Below are 15,598 nucleotides of genomic sequence, written 5' to 3'. Positions count from 1 at the left end.
TCTCTCCCGGGAGGATCAGGCGAGTCCGGAAATCGAGCGGGGGATGTCCCAGGTGCCGGAGACCGGCATCGGGAAGACGACGGGCAGGTCGACGCCGGCCGCGCGGTACTCGGCGATGCGGGCCGAGCAGGCGGCGGCGTCACCTCGGGCGACGAAGGCATCGGCGACCTTCTGCGGTACGTGGCGGGCTGCGGCCGTGCGGTCCCCGGCGAGCACCGCGCTCCGTGCCTCGCCGAGGTCCGCATTGAAGAGACGGTCGGTGGCGGGATGCATGACGTAACGGGGCACGACGGCCCGCGCGGCCTCGGCGGCGGCCTCCTCGTCCTCGGACAAGCAGCAGTGGACGACGCAGAGGATGCGAGGGGTATCCCTGCGCCCGGCCTCGGCGGCGGCCGCGCGCACGATGGCGGTGGCCTCCGCGGCCTGGGCCGGCGACATAAGGTTGAGGATCACGCCGTCGGCGATCCGCCCGGCCAGCGCCAGCATGCGCGGGCCTAGCGCGGCGAGGTGGATCGGCATGTCGGGCCGTACGGGCGGCCGGTCGAGCGGGATCCGCGCCGACCGGAAGATCTCGCCCTTGTGCTCCTCGCCCGCCAGAACGGCGCGGACGACGGCGACGTAGTCCTCGGTGGCGGCGAGCGGCGGCGGAGGGGTGAGGCCGAAACGGTCGTTCATGACGGTGTTGCCGACGCCGAGGCCGAGCGCGAACCGGCCGCCGGACGCGTCGTCGAGGACGGCCGCGGTCTTGGCCGCCAGGACGGGAGGGCGGAGCGCCGCGTTCACGATGGCCGTGCCCACCTCGACGCGCGAGGTCGCCGCGATCACCGGAGGGCAGAGCGCGAGCGCGTCGCCGTGCCCCTCGGCCACGAACACCGTCGAGAACCCGGCCCGTTCGGCCATCCCTGCCAGCTCACCGATGCGCGCGGGCGGCAGGCCGCTGTGCGAGGCGATCGACAGCCCGAGCGGACCGCTCGCCGCGCCGCTCATCACGCCCTCGCCCGCGCGCGCAGCTCGCGCTTGAGGACCTTGCCGGTGGTCGTGCGCGGCAGCGCCTCGACGAACTCGAAGCTCTTAGGGATCTTGAACCCGGCCAGCCGTTCGCGGCACCAGCTCGTGATCTCCGCGGCGTCGGCCTCGTCGGCCTCCGCCGGGATGATCACGGCGTGCACGGCCTCGCCCCACGTCGCGTCCGGCCGCCCGATCACCGCGACGTCCCGGACCGAGGGATGGGCGGCGAGCACGGCCTCGACCTCGGCCGGGTAGATGTTCTCCCCGCCGCTGATGATCATGTCCTTGGCGCGGTCGAGGATATAGAGGTAGCGGCCCGGGGTCAGCCGGGCGATGTCGCCGGTGCGGTACCAGCCGCCGTCCGCGAACGCCTCGCGGGTCGCCTCCTCGTCGCGCCAGTAGCCGGAGAACAGGCACTCCCCGCGGATCAGCAGCTCGCCGGGCTCTCCGACGGCCACCTCCTCGCCCTTGGCGTCGACGATCTTGACCTCCCAGCCGAACGCGACGCGCCCCGCGCTCGCCAGCTCGGGCAGCTCGGGCCGGTGGTCCTCGGGCGCCAGCAGGCTGATCATGCTCTGGCTCTCGGTGTTGCCGTAGATCTGCCGGAACCGGCAGCCCTCGAACGTCTCCAGCGCCCGCCGCAGCGACGCCGGGGTGATCGGAGCCGAGCCGTACGCGATCTCCACCAGGCTGCTCAGGTCCGCGCCGCCGCCCCGGCGCCGCACCTCGGCGACCAGCATGTCCACCAGCGAAGGCCCGGCGGTGAAGAACTCCAGCCGGTCGCGCTCGATCGCGTCCACCACGTCGCTCGGGCCGAACGAGGTGTGCACGTACAGCGAACCGGCGGTCAGCATCACCTGCATCGCCTGCCCGAACCCGCCCAGGTGGAAGAGCGGCATGATCTGCAGGTGCCGCGACCCGGCCACCTGGTCGCCGATCTCGATGGCGAACGCGGCGACGCTCTGGATCAGCGCCCCGTGCCGCAGCGGGATCGCCTTCGGCCGCCCGGTCGTGCCGCTGGTGTGCACGAGCGTCATCACCGCGTCGCCCGGCAGTTCGGGCCGTTCCGGCGGCTCGGCCTCCAGCGCGCCGACCCACCTCGTCGCGCTGGCCATGTTCGCCGGGCCCGCCGCGCCGACGTCGTCGGCGGCCAGGAGAACGCGGGGCTGCAGGCCCGGGGCCGCCTCGTCCAGCAACGGGACGAACTCGGCGTCGGCGGCCACGGCCACCGGCTCCAGGAGGGCGAAGAGCTCGGTCACCTCGCGGGGTGCGAGGCGCCAGTTGATGAACGCGGGGATCGCTCCGGCCCTCATGAGGGCGAACGCGTTCACCAGGAAGTCGGCGCTGTTCTTGCCGACCAGGGCCACCACATCGCCGGGGCGTACGCCGCGCTCATGCCAGCCGCCGGCCCGTCGCTCCAGGGTCTCCAGCAGCTCGCGGTAGGTGAGCCGGGTGCCGCGGTCGTCGATCAGAGCGGGCACGTCGGGGTGCACGGTCGCTCGCCACTCGAGCACATGGATCCAGCTCTGCATCCGTTTTGCCCCTTTCGCCCGGCTGAAATCGCATCATTGCAGAAATGATTTCTGTAGGACAGACTCCGGGCATGGATCCCGCCGAGCTGACCGCGCTCGTCGCCGACGTCAGGCGCGGAATGATCCCCGCGCACGTCTACAACGACCCGGAGATCTTCGCCCTGGAACGGGACCGGCTGTTCGCCCGGTCGTGGGTCTTCCTCGCGCACGAGTCGGAGATCCCCGAGCCCGGCGACTACGTGGTCCGCCGGGTACTCGCCGACTCGTTCATCGTGGCCCGCGACGAGGACGGGCAGGTGCGCGCGATGTTCAACATGTGCCTGCACCGCGGCATGCAGGTCTGCCGGGCGGAGATGGGCAACGCCTCGCACTTCCGCTGCCCGTACCACGCCTGGACCTACCGCAACGACGGGACGCTGGTCGGCCTGCCGTTCCACATGGACGCCTACGGAGGCGAGGACGGCTTCGCCAAGCAGGGCCAGACCTTGCTCCCGGCGCCCTCCCTGGGCATCCACCAGGGCCTCATCTTCGTCAGCCTCGACCCGGACGCGCCCCCGCTCCGCGACTACCTCGGCGACTTCGCCTTCTACCTCGACCTCTACGCCAACCAGAGCGAGGCCGGGCTGGAGTTGCGCGGCCCGCAGCGCTGGCGGGTCAAGGCGAACTGGAAGATCGGCGCGGAGAACTTCGCCGGGGACAGCTACCACACGCCTCACACCCACGCGAGCGTCGTCGACATCGGGCTGTTCCGCGAGCCCAAGGCCAGCAAGCGCAAAGAGGGCGCGCTCTACACCGCCGGTCCGGGCGCCGGAACCACCTACAAACTCCCGCCGGGAGACCTCGACGGCAAGCTCGCCTACGTCGGCTATCCCGCCGAGATGATCGAACGGATGCGGGCCCGCTGGACGCCGGCGCAGCACGCGCTCGTCGAGGACGACGGCTTCATGGTGTCGGCGGCGACGCTCTTCCCCAACCTCAGCCTCGTGCACAACTGGCCGAAGATCGACGATGCCGGAACGGTCGTCCCGTTCATCTCACTGCGGCAGTGGCAGCCGGTGTCGGCGAACGAGACCGAGGTGCTGTCGTGGTTCGCGGTCGACGCCGCCGCGCCCGAGTCGTTCAAGCGCGACTCCTACAAGGCCTACATCATGTGCTTCGGCAGCTCCGGGATGTTCGAGCAGGACGACGTCGAGAACTGGGTGTCGATCACCGACATGGCGGCCGGGACCATGGCGCGGCGCCTCAACCTCAACAGCCGGATGGGCCTGACCTCCTCCGACAAGCCCCTCAAGCCGCCGCTGGCGGACTTCTCCGGCCCCGGTGTCGCCTACCAGGGGTTCGGCGAGTTCAACCAGCGCCACTGGCTGTCGATGTGGAGCGACGCGATCGCTTCTAAGGAAGTGCTGCTGTGACGCTTCCCTACACCGACCCCGACCATCAGGCCGCGCATCAATTCCTGGTCGAGGAGGCAGCCCTCCTGGACGACCAGGACTTCGACGGCTGGCTGGGCCTTCTCGCCGACGACATCCGCTATGTCATGCCCGTGCGGGTGACGACCGCGCGCGGAGCGGGTTTCGACTCCCTCGCCGACATGGGCCACTTCGACGAGGACCTTTACTCCCTGCGCAAGCGGGTCGAGCGCTTCGCGACCGAGCACGCCTGGACCGAGGACCCGCCCTCCCGGACGCGCCGCCACATCTCCAACGTCCGTACGTTCCGCGAGAACGCCGAAGAGCTTCGCGTCGAGTCGTACATCCTGCTCTTCCGCAGCCGCGGCGACACCCGCGAGCCCAGCCTGGTGTCGGCGGGCCGTTCCGACCTCCTGCGCCGCACCGCGAACGGCCGCAACGGCCACCTCCTGGCCCGCCGTGAGATCACGGTGGACGAGTCCGTACTCCGCACTCAGAACTTGGCGGTGTTCCTATGACCATCACCATCGCGAACGAGTTCGCTGAGGTCGAGGTCGAACGCGTCCAGACCCGCAACGGCGTCCGCCTCCGCATCCGCGCGCCCCGCTCCGGCCGCGAGATCCTCCTGTGCCCCCTGGAGTTGGAGGCCCTCACCTGGCAGGACCACGACCTGTTCTCCCGCCTGCTCACCGACCCCCACGGCAACGATTGATGGGCTGGCTAGACGGCAAGCGCGCACTGGTCGTCGGCGCGGGCTCGGGCATCGGCCGCGCCGTCCTGGACGCCTTCAAAGCAGAGGGTGCACAGGTCGCGGCGCTTGAGCTGGACGCCGCCAAATGCGAACGCCTCCCCGACGACGTCCCGTTCACCCAAGGCGACGCCACGGACCTGGCCATCGCCGAGGCCGCCGTCGCCACGACCCGTGACGCCTACGGCGGCCTCGACATCCTCATCAACTGCGTCGGGATCTTCGACTTCTACCGGGGTCTGGACGCCCTCGACCCGGCCACCATGAACGACGCGTTCGACGAGACGTTCCGCGTCAACGTCCTGAGCCAGCTGACGACCGTCAAGGCCGCACTCCCCGAACTGCGCCGAGCACAGGGATCGGTAGTCCTGACCGTCTCCACCTCAGGCTTCTATCCCGGACGCGGCGGAATCCTCTACGTCGCCTCGAAATTCGCCGTGCGCGGCTGCGTCGTCTCGCTCGCCCACGAACTCGCTCCCCACGTAAGGGTGAACGGGGTCGCCCCCGGCGGAACCCTCGGCACCGAACTCACGGGCCCGTCGAGCCTAGGCCTGAACGACCAGCACCTAGGCGACACCCCTAACCGCGCAGAAGACCTCAAGAACCGCACGCCCCTGCACGTCGCCCTCACCGGCGACGACCATGCCGGAAGCTACGTCTTCCTCGCCTCCGAACGCGCCCGCGGCATCACCGGAACGATCGTTCACTCGGACGGCGGGATAGGCGTTCGTTAACGTTCGCCAACCATGACCATTCGTCATGACCTGCCTATATGGTTCCGGCGTGGAGATCGACGGTCGGCTGCGCCGCGCGCGGACGTTGCTGGAGGTCGGCCGTACGGACCGGGCCAGTGAGCTGGCCGCCGCGATCGTGGCCGACGACCCGGCGGACGCGGACGCCCTCTGCCTGCTGGCCGAATGCCTCAGCCGGCTGGGCGATCACGAGTCCATGCTCGCCGCCGCCGACAGGGCGGTCGCGGCCGATCCCGACTGCGAGCACGCGCACCGGCTGCGCGCCCTGGCGCTCGTACGGGCGGAACGCGGCAAGGAGGCCGCCGAGGCGGCACGGGAGGCAGTACGGCTGGCGCCCGACACCTGGCAGGGGCAGATCGCGCTCGCGATCGCCCTGATCGGCGAGCCGGGCCAGCGCAAGGCGGCCTTCGCGGCCTGCAAGCTGGCCATCGCGCTCGCTCCGGACAACGCCGAGCCGCACTACATCCAGGGCATCCTGCGCCAGGCCAAGGGCAACACGATCGGCGCGCAGCTGTCGTACCGCCACGCGCTCCGCATCGACCCGCAGCACTCCGGCGCGCTGGAGAACCTCGGCCGCATCCACATGCGAGCCGACAGGCCGGTCAGCGCGCTGCGCCACTTCCGCGCGGCGGCCGCGGCCGACCCCACCGGCGTCGCCGGCATGGATCACGCCGAACGCGTGATGTTCGGCGCCCTGAACCTCACGATGCTGTCGGTCCTCATCTCCGCGATCGTCCTCATGTTCGGGACGTTCGTGGCCGCCTGGCCCATCGCGGCGGCGGCGGTGGTCGCGGTCGGTGGCTGGTGGCTGTGGCGGGCCTGGCGGGCGCTGCCCCCGGCCCTGCAGCCCGTCGCGCTCGACTGGTTGCGCAGCCGCCCGCGCTTCGCCGTACGGGTGTGGATGACCGGCGTGTTCCTGCTGGTGGCCTTGGGATGCGGCATCGGGTCCGCGGCCTTGCTGCCGCGGCACGGGGCGATGCCGCCCAGGCCCGCAGTGACGATCTTCTCCGCGCCGTTCGCGTCCCTGCTGGTGGGGGTCGTCGTCATCAAGATCGTGGAATGGCGGGCCGCCCGGCGGCCCGGCCGTCCGAGCGCGCCGATCGACCAGGCCGACCCGAGCGCGCAGACCGGCTGGACCAAGCTCGTGCAGTTCTGGCTGTACCGCGCCGCCGTGCTGGCCTTCGTGGTCGTGTTCATCCCGGCGATCGAGCCGGACACGGTCGGCTGGGGCGAGCGGGCCCTGATCGGCCTGCCGGCCTTCGCGGCGCTGGTGGCGTACGGGCGGTACGTGCTGCGGCGCCGGTCCAACCCGCTCGGCGAGCTCTGGCAGCGCTTCCCCGAGTACGGCTCGCGGCTGTGCGCCGTGGGCGCGCTGGTGTGCGGCGGCTACGTGCTGCTGTTCGCGATCTCGCCGTCGTCGGGCGTGCTGGACGATGCCGTGGCGGTCCCGATCGTGGCGGTGATGTTCTTCGTGCCGCTCCAGCTCTGGTGGACGATCTTCCGCGTGGTGCGGCGGGTGAGAGGAAGCGCATGACCGACGACGCCGTGATCGCGAGCCTGGCCAAGGCCGTCGAGGCGCAGCCCGACGACGTACCGCTGCGCCTGCACCTGGCCCAGCTGCTCGTGAACGCGGGCCGTACGGACGAGGCCGTGACGCAGATCGCCGCCGCGCTGCAGCGGGAGCCGGACAACGCCTCGGCCCGCCGGCTCATGACGAGCGCGCTCACTCCGGCCGACCCGCTGGCCGCGTACGAGGAGGAGCTGTCGGACATCGTCCCGCCGCGCTTCACCGTCCCGGCGGACGAACGACCCGAGCCGGTCGCCGGCGAGGACGACCGGATCTTCGACGTCGAACGCCCGAAGGTGAAGCTCGCGGACGTGGGCGGCATGGTCGACGTGAAGAAGCGCCTCGACCTGGCGTTCCTGGCGCCCCTCCGCAACCCGGAGCTGCGCGGCCTCTACGGCAAGAGCCTGCGCGGCGGCCTCCTGCTTTACGGTCCGCCCGGATGCGGGAAGACGTTCCTCGCCCGCGCGGTCGCCGGTGAGCTGGAGGCCAAGTTCCTGTCGGTCTCGCTCGCCGACGTCCTGGACATGTGGGTCGGCGGCACCGAACGCAACCTGCACGAGCTGTTCCTGACCGCGCGGCGCAACGCTCCGTGCGTGGTCTTCCTCGACGAGGTGGACGCCCTCGCGCTCAAGCGTTCCAAGACCACCTCCACCGGCATGCGCACCGCGATCAACCAGCTGCTGGCCGAGCTGGACGGCATGGAGGGCGACAACGACGGCATCTTCGTGCTCGCCGCCACCAACGCGCCCTGGGACGTCGATCCGGCGCTGCAGCGCCCGGGACGCCTGGACCGGACCATGCTCGTGCTGCCGCCCGACGCCCCGGCCCGCGCCTCGATCCTGCAGTACCACCTGCGCGAACGCCCGATCGCGCGCATCGACCTCGACGCCCTGGTGGCCGCGACCGAGCACTGGTCCGGCGCTGACCTGGAGCACCTGTGCGAGAGCGCCGCCGAGTACGCGATGCACGACTCGATCACCTCGGGCACCGTCCGCATGATGGAGCAGAAGGACTTCACCAAGGCGCTCGGCGAGCTGCGCCCGTCCACCGGCCCGTGGCTGGAGACCGCGCGCAACGTGGCGATGTTCGCCAACGGCGACGGCCAGTACGACGACCTCGCCGCCTACCTGCGCCGCCGCAAACTCCTCTGACCCAGGCCATGGAATTCTCACTACGGTGAGTAGTGGACAGGTCCATAATCTGTCACTGTGCGCAACCAAGCTCGCCTGGACGCCTGGGAAAGGCGGACCGAAATCCCCCTGGTCGTGGCCGCGCTGCTCTTCCTGGTCGCCTACGCCTGGCCGATCCTCGACCCGCGCCTGGCCGCGGACTGGCGGACGGTCTGCATGCTGGTCGACCGCGCGACCTGGCTGCTGTTCGCCGCCGACTACGCGGGCCGCCTGTGCCTGGCCGAGCACCGCCGGCGGTTCGTCCGCGACCGCTGGTTCGAGCTGGTCATGGTCGCGGTGCCGATGCTGCGCCCGCTCCGCGCGATGCGCGTCTTCTTCGTCATCGCCCGTACGGAGGGACGGCTGCAAGGGCACTTCGCCGCGTGCGTCACCGTCCTGGTCTCCGCGCTGCTCGGCATCTGCGCGCTGGCGATGCTGGACGCCGAACGCCGCAGCCCGACGGCCAACATCCACGGCTACGGCGACGCCCTGTGGTGGGCGGTCGCCACGATCACGACGGTCGGTTACGGCGATCGCTACCCGACCACGGGCACCGGGCGGCTCGTCGCCTCCGCGCTCATGGTCGGCGGCCTGGTGCTGATCGGTGTGGTCACGGCGAACGTGGTGTCCTGGCTCACCGCGCGGATCTCGGCGACCGACCAGGCCGAGGCGCGGCTGCTCGGCGAGCTGGAGGAGATCCGCGCCGAACTCCGCCGCCTGCGAGGCGATTCGCCGGTCGGGCAGGTGGCCCTGCCGACTCAGGCACGGGAGCAGACCGAGGACGTCCTAGGCCCGTACATGCAACAAAGGGGTGCAGACCAGGGCAAAGGGCTAGCCTGCGCGGTGTGGAACAGAGTCGGTTCCGATGGGCGGGCTCAGGACGGCTGACGATCCGGCCCGGAGTGAAGTCCGAGCGAGGTATCTCGCTCGGCAGCGGTGCCCGGCCGCCGGTCGCCTATGGCAGGCCTGCCTGGTCGGCCGAGGCCGCCGAGATCGCACGGCTGGACGCGGCGCTGCGCCGGCAGAGCACGACACGGCGGACCCCCGGCAGCGGTGGCCAGGACCCCTTGGAACCCCTGCTCGCAGGCCTCGGCGAAGGCGACCCCGGAACGCTGCGGACCGTCTTCGCGGCGCTGCGCAACGTTCCCGACATCGTGGACGCGCTGGCCGACCTCAAGGAGGCCGGGGAGCTCTCCAGCCTCATCGAGCAGCGGCGCCGGCGGGACGGGCTGATGCGGCTGGAACGCCGGCTCAAGGAGCCCGACGTGCGGGCCGAGGACCTCTACGACCTGCTGTACGAGGAGTGGTGGGTCTTCGGTGGCCGGTACGTGGTGCCGGAGTTGCGGGCCCGGTTCCACGCGCTCGACCTTCCGGTGCGGCGCTACGACAACGTGCTGCATATCGTGAAGCTGTGCGAGGCGAACGTTCCCGACCTCGTCCTGGTGAACGACCGGCAGGTCAGGGTCGGCGCCGAGGTGCAGGACGCCGTCGCGGTAGCGGCGGACACGCTGCGCGAGCTCGACCGGACCGGCACCGAGGTGTCACGCAGGCTCACGATCGACTGCCACCGCGCGTTCACCACCATCGTGATCGGCCACCCCCGCCATCTGGGCCGCGAGGTGAGCGCCGCGCTCAAGGACGCGGCGGCCGGACGCGGGATGAAGGTGGCCGGGCTCATCGCGGAGACGTTCCGCACCTACAACAGCCACCTGTCCCGCATCGAGATCATCACGTACGAGGACCTGCTGGTGAACGCGGAGCAGACCCTGTCCCCGTAGCCGTCCCTGTAGACGTCTCCGTAGCCGTCTCGGTAGGCGCGGCGGCCGCTCCGTTGGTCGCGCCCGCCTGGAGTGCACCCGTCTGGAGGGCGCGCGCCTGCCTGCGGAGCCTCAGCTTGGACGGCCCCATGACCTGGGCGTTCGCGACTTCTTCCAGGGCGGCGACCAGGCGGGGGCGGTGGTGTTCGCCCTGGAGCTGGATGAGCGCCTCGTACGCCGACACCATCTCCTCGCTCCGGATGACGCTCTCCCTGGTGTGATTGCGTTTGGCCAGCGCGACGGCGGCCACGCGCAAGGTCTCGGCCAGGTCCAGGTACGCCGAGTCACGCTCGCGTTCGCGGTCGGTCAGGTCGTTGTACGCCTTGATCGCCAGCGTCGCGACCTTGGAGCACGCGTCGTGGGCGCGCACCTCGTGCAGGCGAAGCGACAGCGCACCGAGCCGGCGGGCGAGGGCGAGGCGATCCGGTACGGCCTCGTCCTCGGCGGCGTCCGCGCAGTGGGCGACCAGCTCGATCCCGTGCCGCCGGATCTCCGGTCTGCGGCGCAGGTCGTACAGGCACTCGATCAGATTCATGCGCGCCTCCGCCCGATCGAGTGGAGAACCGGCCTGCGGGCCGGACAGCAGCTGAACCGCGTTCTCGGCGTACTGCAGGGCCTGGTCGTAGCCGTCCCTGGCCAGGCCCAGCGCGTACTCGCCCAGCCCCTCCGCGACCTTGCGCCGATCGTCGGCCGCCCGTGGCCCGTTCAGGCCGTTGGCGTGCGCGGTCGCGTCGGCCGCCACCGCGTCGGCCTGTTCCATGTGCCCGGCGTCCTCGTGGTGCAGCGCCAGCCTGACGAGAGTGACGGCGAGCGGACCCTGGTGAGCGCCCGGGTCCTCCCAGGCCTGCTCGCGCCGGATCGAGACCGCCTCCTCCACCATCGCGACCGCCCGTTCGGCCATCCCCTGGCGGGCCTCGCAGTCGGCGAGGGTGATCAACGTGTCCGCCAGCGCGGCGCGGTGTTGCCCGGGTGTACGCGACTCGACCAGCCGCCGGAGGAGTTTCACGGCGCGCGCGGCCTCCATGCGCGCCTCTTCCAGATGCCCGTTCGTGGCGAGGCACTCTGCGTGGCAGGACAGGGTCGCCGCGAGAGCCGGTGAGGGGGTCGGGTTCGGGTCGAGCAGCCGGACGGACTCGGTCGCCGCGGTGAGGGCCTTGCCGCGCAGCTCCAGCGCCAGGCATTGACGTGCCAGAACGAGGTAGGCCGCCGACAGCGGGAGCGGGTCGGTGAGCCCGGTCAGGTGGGTGATCGCGGCCTCGGCGGTGGGCATGGCGCGGGAGTGGCTGCCGTACTCGCCCAGGCCGACCGCGAGGTTGACCAGCGCGACCCCGAGATCGGCCCGGTACGCGGGATCGCGGCTGGCCAGCTCATGGAAGAGGCGCGCGGCCTCCTCCGACACGGCGAGGGTCTCCTCGCCGACGCCGAGGCTCGTCCCGAGGTTGGTCAGGGCGGCGGCGAGCCCGGCACGGTACGCGGGATCGCTTTCGGCCAGCTCCCGGTAGATCGCCACGGCCTCCTCAGCCGCGGGACGCGCGAGCGCCCGGCGCCCGAACCCGTCCAGGCAGACCGCCAGCGAGTCCAGCGCGTGCGCCAGCCGCGCCTGCCGCAGCAGGTCGTCCAGGCCCGTCGCGACCCGGCACCAGTCCACGGCCTCGGCGGCGGCACGCTGCGCCTGGTCGAACAGGCCCGCGTCGGCCAGCCGGTCGCTCAGCCGCTGGAGCGCGTCGACCAGATGCGTCAGGCGGGTCGCCGGATGGTCGGCCGCCAGCTGCCGGTGAACGTCGAGCGCCGACTGGCTGGCGGCGAGGGCCTTCCCGAACCGCCCGAGACGTGCGTGCCGTTCGGCCAACGCGTCAAGCTCAGCTGCATATCGAGCTCGGAACGCGACCGGCCGAGTCCGTTCCAGGGCTTCAAGGCCCCGAACGACCTCCTCGGCCGCCGCCAGCGCCCTGTCCGGCAGCATGGCGCGGTCGAGGTGGCGCATCAGCGCTTCCTGCGCGGCGACGAGGTCGGGAAGGAACGTGCCCGCGTCCCGCGTGCAGAGCCCCTGGTAGATCTCGACCGCGTCCTTCGCGGCCGTGACGGCGTCCTGTGAACGTTCCGGACCCTCACACGCGGCCAGCCGCAGCAACGCCTCGGCGAGCTTGGGCAAATGGACCTGCGGGTTCGCGGCGCTCTCGGCCCGCAGGATCCCGGCCGCCTCGCGGGCCGCCGCGGTCGCGTCCGCCCCGTTCTGCCAGTGCGCCAGGTCGAGCAGCACGGCCACCCGCAGGAGCAGGCTGGGCACCGGTCCCTCTTCGGCACGCCGCCGGTAGAGGGCCGCCGCCTCGGTCGCGCACTCGATGGCCCGGCCCAGCTGACCGATGGCGGCGAGGCTGCGCGCCCGCCCGACGAGCGCGTCCGCGAGCCCGCCCTCGGCCGCCGGATCCTCCTGCTCGCCCGAATTTCTCAGTTCGGAGACCACCCGCCCGTGCAGCGCGGCGGCGAGCTCCCCGCCTCGACCCGGCGACAGCGGAACGGACCGCGCGAGCTCCGACACCACCGCGAAGTCCAGCTCCGGCGCGTTCGCCACCTCGCCCAGCGCCGCGTCACCCGCGATCGGTCCGAACAGCGCAGGCCTGGCCGTGATCATCCCGGCGATCCGATCGAGGTGGTCCGCAGCCGCCTCACGCAGGATCGCGAACGCCCGAGGTGCCTCGCCGGGCCGGAGAACCCGCGCCAGCTCGCTCAGCACCGTTCCGTCCAGGACGTCCTCTGCCAGCAGCCGGGCCACGAGGTGATCGGCCAGGTGGTTCGGCAGGATCCGTCCCCAGGCCGCGCGCCCCCAGCCCGGTCCGGGTTGGGTGGAGACCTCGTCCAGCCAATGAACGAGCCGCTGCCGCGCGGGCAGGTTCTCCGCCTCGGCGAGACCGGGCAGGCATGACAGGACGGCCTCGGCGCGCGTGGACGTCGGCGCGCACAGATGCGTGATCGCGACGGCCGCGCTCACCAGGTCGGCCGCGACCCCGCACACCTCCGCCCCCTGATCCCAGCGGGCACGTTCGTACTGCAGAACGGTCTCGGCCTCGGCCTTCCCCGCCAGGAGCGCGGGCAGCACCGACTCCGGGAGGCTCGGCAGCCGATCGAGCGCGGTCCCGAGATCCACGACGGCCCGTGCGGCGAGGTCGTCGTCCGGCGCGGGCAGCTCCAGAATGGGCTCCTCGAACGCCGCCGCCGTCTCCGGCGAGTGATCCACGAGCCGTTCCCACCACAACCCCTGGCTCCCCGCGAGCAGCAGCAGCCGTACGGGCGACCCCGGTGGCCGGGTCATGACCAGGTCGACCAGCTCGCCCAGTCCGTCCCGTACCTCGGCATCGTCGACGACCAGCACCACCGGATGAGCGACCGAGGCCAACGCCTCGGCCCACGCACCCACATCCATGTCGGCGACGAATCCGCCGAGCCACCCTCGCCCGCGCATCCGCGCGACGAGCTCACGCCCGAACCGCGTCTTCCCTTCCCCGCGCCCGCCGACCACGAGCCGCGCGGCCGCAGGAGCAGGCGTATCGCACCAGGCCACAAGCTCGTCGAGCTGCTCGCCCCGCCCTTGGAATCCGACCACCTCGTGCTCGGGATGCAGAAGATCGCCCGGCGTACGCGGAGGCAGGAGCGCGCCCCAAGGCTGCAGCACGGCCGCGAGCTCCACGGACTCACCAACGGGACGCAGCCGGCTCGCCCGCTGCACACAACGACCGAACGACTCGTCCTCGATGAGATCCCCGGCGGCCACGACCTGCAGCACGTGGTCCGGTCCCGTACCGACCACGACCCCGACGACCAGGTCGTCCAGCAGCACGACGCCGCCCGTCGCCTCCACCTCGTCCACGTCCTCAAGCACCGCCCGCAGTACCTTGCCGCCGGCAGCCCGGAACGGGCTGAGCCTCACCTCGACGACAGAGCCGGGCAGAAGAACCCGGCACGCCAAGCCCCCGCCATGCCCGGTCGCCCGCCCCCAGCGAGCGGTCCGCGGAACGGCCAGCGGCCACGCCTGATCGTTCACCCACAACAGCGCCGCGCCGTCGTCGCCCCCGGCCCAGATCATCTCGCAGGCATAGGGAACCGCGGAGCCCTCCTGCGCGAAGACGACGGGCGCGGGCACACCCGTCCGGCACAGCCGGGACGCGGTCAAGACCAGCCGGTGCGCGACAAGAAAACCGGACCCGGCCGTACCGTCACCGCCGCGGACGGTCACCGCCCGCGCGCCGTCAATGTCCATCGGCCCGCCGCCTCCGTGCCTCGGGGATGCCACTGTGGCCTTCGAGCCTGAGGCACACGGTAACGACGGATTTCGGCCCCATCTGCCGTTTACAGGAACCGACAAGTATCGGTCAGCGGGGCGAATCACCCTTGGGTGGAGTCTTTGAAGTCGGGTGGTGATCCGTGATCTCGTGGCGGGGTGCGGGGGATCGGGCTGGGGAAGCCGTTCGCGCTGGCCATGGTGGGGCTGGTGCCGGTCCTTGGCGTGCCCTGGGCGTACGCGCGTAGTGAGCCCTGGCCGGTGCCCACCGCCACCCGGCCCGCGATGACGCCCTCCGCGCCCGCACAGCCCTCGCCCATGGCGCCGAGTCCTCAGGCTCCGATGCCGCCCGTACCGACGTCGGTGCCCATGTCGCCAGGGTCAGTGCCGGTCGCCCCACCGCCCGCGCAGGCACCGGCTCCGGCGTGGACGCCCGGGACGATGCTGCGGCCCGCCGAGGACGTTGAGGCGGATACGGATCACTCGCCCAGCTGGCTCGCGGCGCTCGGGGTGTTCCTCGGCGGGCAGGCGACCTTGCTGTGGCTGGCCACGCTGCTGCACCTGCGGCGCCGCGCCGCGCGCGAGAGCTAGACGCGCGAGACTCAGTCCGGGAGCTGCTGCTCTTCAGGGCCGACGAAGGCCATGAACATCGTCTGCAGCTTGTCCTGGCTGTGCGCGAGCTGCTCCTGCCGCGCCCACGTGTGGTTGAACATCGCGGTGATGTAGAGCAGCACGACCAGGAGCGAGGTGAAGGCGAAGGCGCTCCCGGACAGGTAGTCGACGAAGACGTCCACGAGCAGGATGGACGTGCCGACGCCGGCGACGACGAGCAGCACGCGGCTCCACAGCCGGATCTCCCACGCCTGGTAGAGGTCGTCGGCCTCGCGGCGCCGTCGCCAGAGCGGGCCGCTCGCGCCTGCACGCAGGGTCTGCATGAGTGCTCCTTGGGTCAGATGGGGAGCGGTAGCAGGGACTCCAGGCCGCAGCGCTTGATGAGCGAGCGGACCTGGCGGGAGGTCGCGGCGAGGACGATGTCGCCGTCGCGTTCGCGCACCTTCTTGGCCGTGTAGACCAGGACGGACAGGCCGTAGGAGTCGCAGAACGTGACGTCGCCGAGGTCCAGCGCGAGCCGCGGCCGGGCCTGGCGGGTCAGGGACGAGTCGATGGTGCGGCGCAGGCTGCCGGCCTGGGCGATGTCGAGCTCGCCGGCCATCTCGACGACCTGCCACTGCTCGGAGCCGTCGGCTTCGGGTTCGGTTCGGAACGCTTCTGTGCGCATTTCGGCGTGCCCCCTTCGCTCACCGATCTCGTTCCCGGAGT

Annotated in this window: 15 protein-coding genes; 9 read left to right on the top strand and 6 right to left on the bottom strand. The window is 71.6% G+C overall.

What is annotated here, in order from left to right; genetic code table 11:
• Nucleotides 1–15 precede the first annotated feature (15 nt).
• On the bottom strand, nucleotides 16–987 hold the full coding sequence (locus tag J4573_RS18670) for an LLM class flavin-dependent oxidoreductase (protein WP_208256975.1): 972 nt from the start codon (nucleotides 985–987) through the stop codon (nucleotides 16–18).
• Nucleotides 987–2,540, bottom strand: a complete 1,554-nt coding sequence (locus J4573_RS18665; protein ID WP_208256974.1) for a class I adenylate-forming enzyme family protein — start codon at nucleotides 2,538–2,540, stop codon at nucleotides 987–989. Before J4573_RS18665 ends, J4573_RS18670 begins: the two co-directional genes overlap by 1 nt.
• A gap of 71 nt (nucleotides 2,541–2,611) precedes the next feature.
• Between J4573_RS18665 and J4573_RS18660 the strand changes: the two genes are divergently transcribed.
• The 8 genes from J4573_RS18660 to J4573_RS18625 are packed head-to-tail and all read left to right on the top strand — an operon-like array spanning nucleotide 2,612 to nucleotide 9,963.
• Nucleotides 2,612–3,952 (top strand): aromatic ring-hydroxylating dioxygenase subunit alpha, encoded by a 1,341-nt coding sequence (locus tag J4573_RS18660; RefSeq protein WP_243773212.1) that lies wholly within the window; start codon nucleotides 2,612–2,614, stop codon nucleotides 3,950–3,952.
• On the top strand, nucleotides 3,949–4,467 hold the full coding sequence (locus J4573_RS18655) for a 3-phenylpropionate/cinnamic acid dioxygenase subunit beta (protein WP_208256973.1): 519 nt from the start codon (nucleotides 3,949–3,951) through the stop codon (nucleotides 4,465–4,467). The genes J4573_RS18660 and J4573_RS18655 overlap by 4 nt, the downstream gene beginning before the upstream one ends.
• Complete coding sequence (locus tag J4573_RS18650; RefSeq protein ID WP_208256972.1) at nucleotides 4,464–4,661, top strand: hypothetical protein; 198 nt, start codon at nucleotides 4,464–4,466, stop codon at nucleotides 4,659–4,661. Before J4573_RS18655 ends, J4573_RS18650 begins: the two co-directional genes overlap by 4 nt.
• Nucleotides 4,661–5,431, top strand: coding sequence for a 3-(cis-5,6-dihydroxycyclohexa-1,3-dien-1-yl)propanoate dehydrogenase (gene hcaB, locus J4573_RS18645; protein WP_243773211.1), 771 nt, complete (start codon nucleotides 4,661–4,663; stop codon nucleotides 5,429–5,431). The genes J4573_RS18650 and hcaB overlap by 1 nt, the downstream gene beginning before the upstream one ends.
• 49 nt (nucleotides 5,432–5,480) lie before the next feature.
• The gene (locus J4573_RS18640; RefSeq protein WP_208256969.1) at nucleotides 5,481–6,983 is read left to right on the top strand and encodes a tetratricopeptide repeat protein; all 1,503 of its coding nucleotides are present in this window, start codon (nucleotides 5,481–5,483) and stop codon (nucleotides 6,981–6,983) included.
• Entirely contained in the window at nucleotides 6,980–8,167 is a 1,188-nt protein-coding gene (locus J4573_RS18635) for a tetratricopeptide repeat protein (RefSeq protein ID WP_208256968.1), read from the top strand. The genes J4573_RS18640 and J4573_RS18635 overlap by 4 nt, the downstream gene beginning before the upstream one ends.
• A 57-nt stretch (nucleotides 8,168–8,224) precedes the next feature.
• Complete coding sequence (locus J4573_RS18630) at nucleotides 8,225–9,073, top strand: potassium channel family protein (RefSeq protein ID WP_208256965.1); 849 nt, start codon at nucleotides 8,225–8,227, stop codon at nucleotides 9,071–9,073.
• On the top strand, nucleotides 9,031–9,963 hold the full coding sequence (locus tag J4573_RS18625) for a hypothetical protein (protein ID WP_208256964.1): 933 nt from the start codon (nucleotides 9,031–9,033) through the stop codon (nucleotides 9,961–9,963). Before J4573_RS18630 ends, J4573_RS18625 begins: the two co-directional genes overlap by 43 nt.
• Here the strand turns inward: J4573_RS18625 and J4573_RS18620 are convergent.
• Both J4573_RS18620 and J4573_RS18615 read right to left on the bottom strand, forming a co-directional pair.
• A complete protein-coding gene (locus J4573_RS18620; RefSeq protein WP_208256962.1) occupies nucleotides 9,914–14,257 on the bottom strand; it encodes a tetratricopeptide repeat protein in 4,344 nt (1,447 codons plus the stop codon). The genes J4573_RS18625 and J4573_RS18620 overlap by 50 nt on opposite strands.
• A 125-nt stretch (nucleotides 14,258–14,382) precedes the next feature.
• Nucleotides 14,383–14,598, bottom strand: a complete 216-nt coding sequence (locus J4573_RS18615; protein WP_208256960.1) for a hypothetical protein — start codon at nucleotides 14,596–14,598, stop codon at nucleotides 14,383–14,385.
• Between the two features lie 49 nt (nucleotides 14,599–14,647).
• Between J4573_RS18615 and J4573_RS18610 the strand changes: the two genes are divergently transcribed.
• Entirely contained in the window at nucleotides 14,648–14,869 is a 222-nt protein-coding gene (locus tag J4573_RS18610; protein WP_208256958.1) for a hypothetical protein, read from the top strand.
• Nucleotides 14,870–14,880: 11 nt separating this feature from the next.
• On the opposite strand, the gene J4573_RS18605 is transcribed toward J4573_RS18610, so the two are convergent.
• Both J4573_RS18605 and J4573_RS18600 read right to left on the bottom strand, forming a co-directional pair.
• Nucleotides 14,881–15,213: a hypothetical protein gene (locus J4573_RS18605; RefSeq protein ID WP_208256957.1), complete on the bottom strand. Its 333-nt coding sequence runs from the start codon at nucleotides 15,211–15,213 to the stop codon at nucleotides 14,881–14,883.
• 14 nt (nucleotides 15,214–15,227) lie between these two features.
• Complete coding sequence (locus J4573_RS18600) at nucleotides 15,228–15,557, bottom strand: STAS domain-containing protein (RefSeq protein ID WP_208256956.1); 330 nt, start codon at nucleotides 15,555–15,557, stop codon at nucleotides 15,228–15,230.
• Between the last annotated feature and the right edge of the window lie 41 nt (nucleotides 15,558–15,598).

Origin of the sequence: Actinomadura barringtoniae (genome assembly GCF_017573505.1) — a bacterium.
GTDB lineage: Bacteria > Actinomycetota > Actinomycetes > Streptosporangiales > Streptosporangiaceae > Spirillospora > Spirillospora barringtoniae.
Note: the sequence above shows the minus strand (reverse complement) of the source record. Positions and strands in the feature narration are given on the sequence as shown.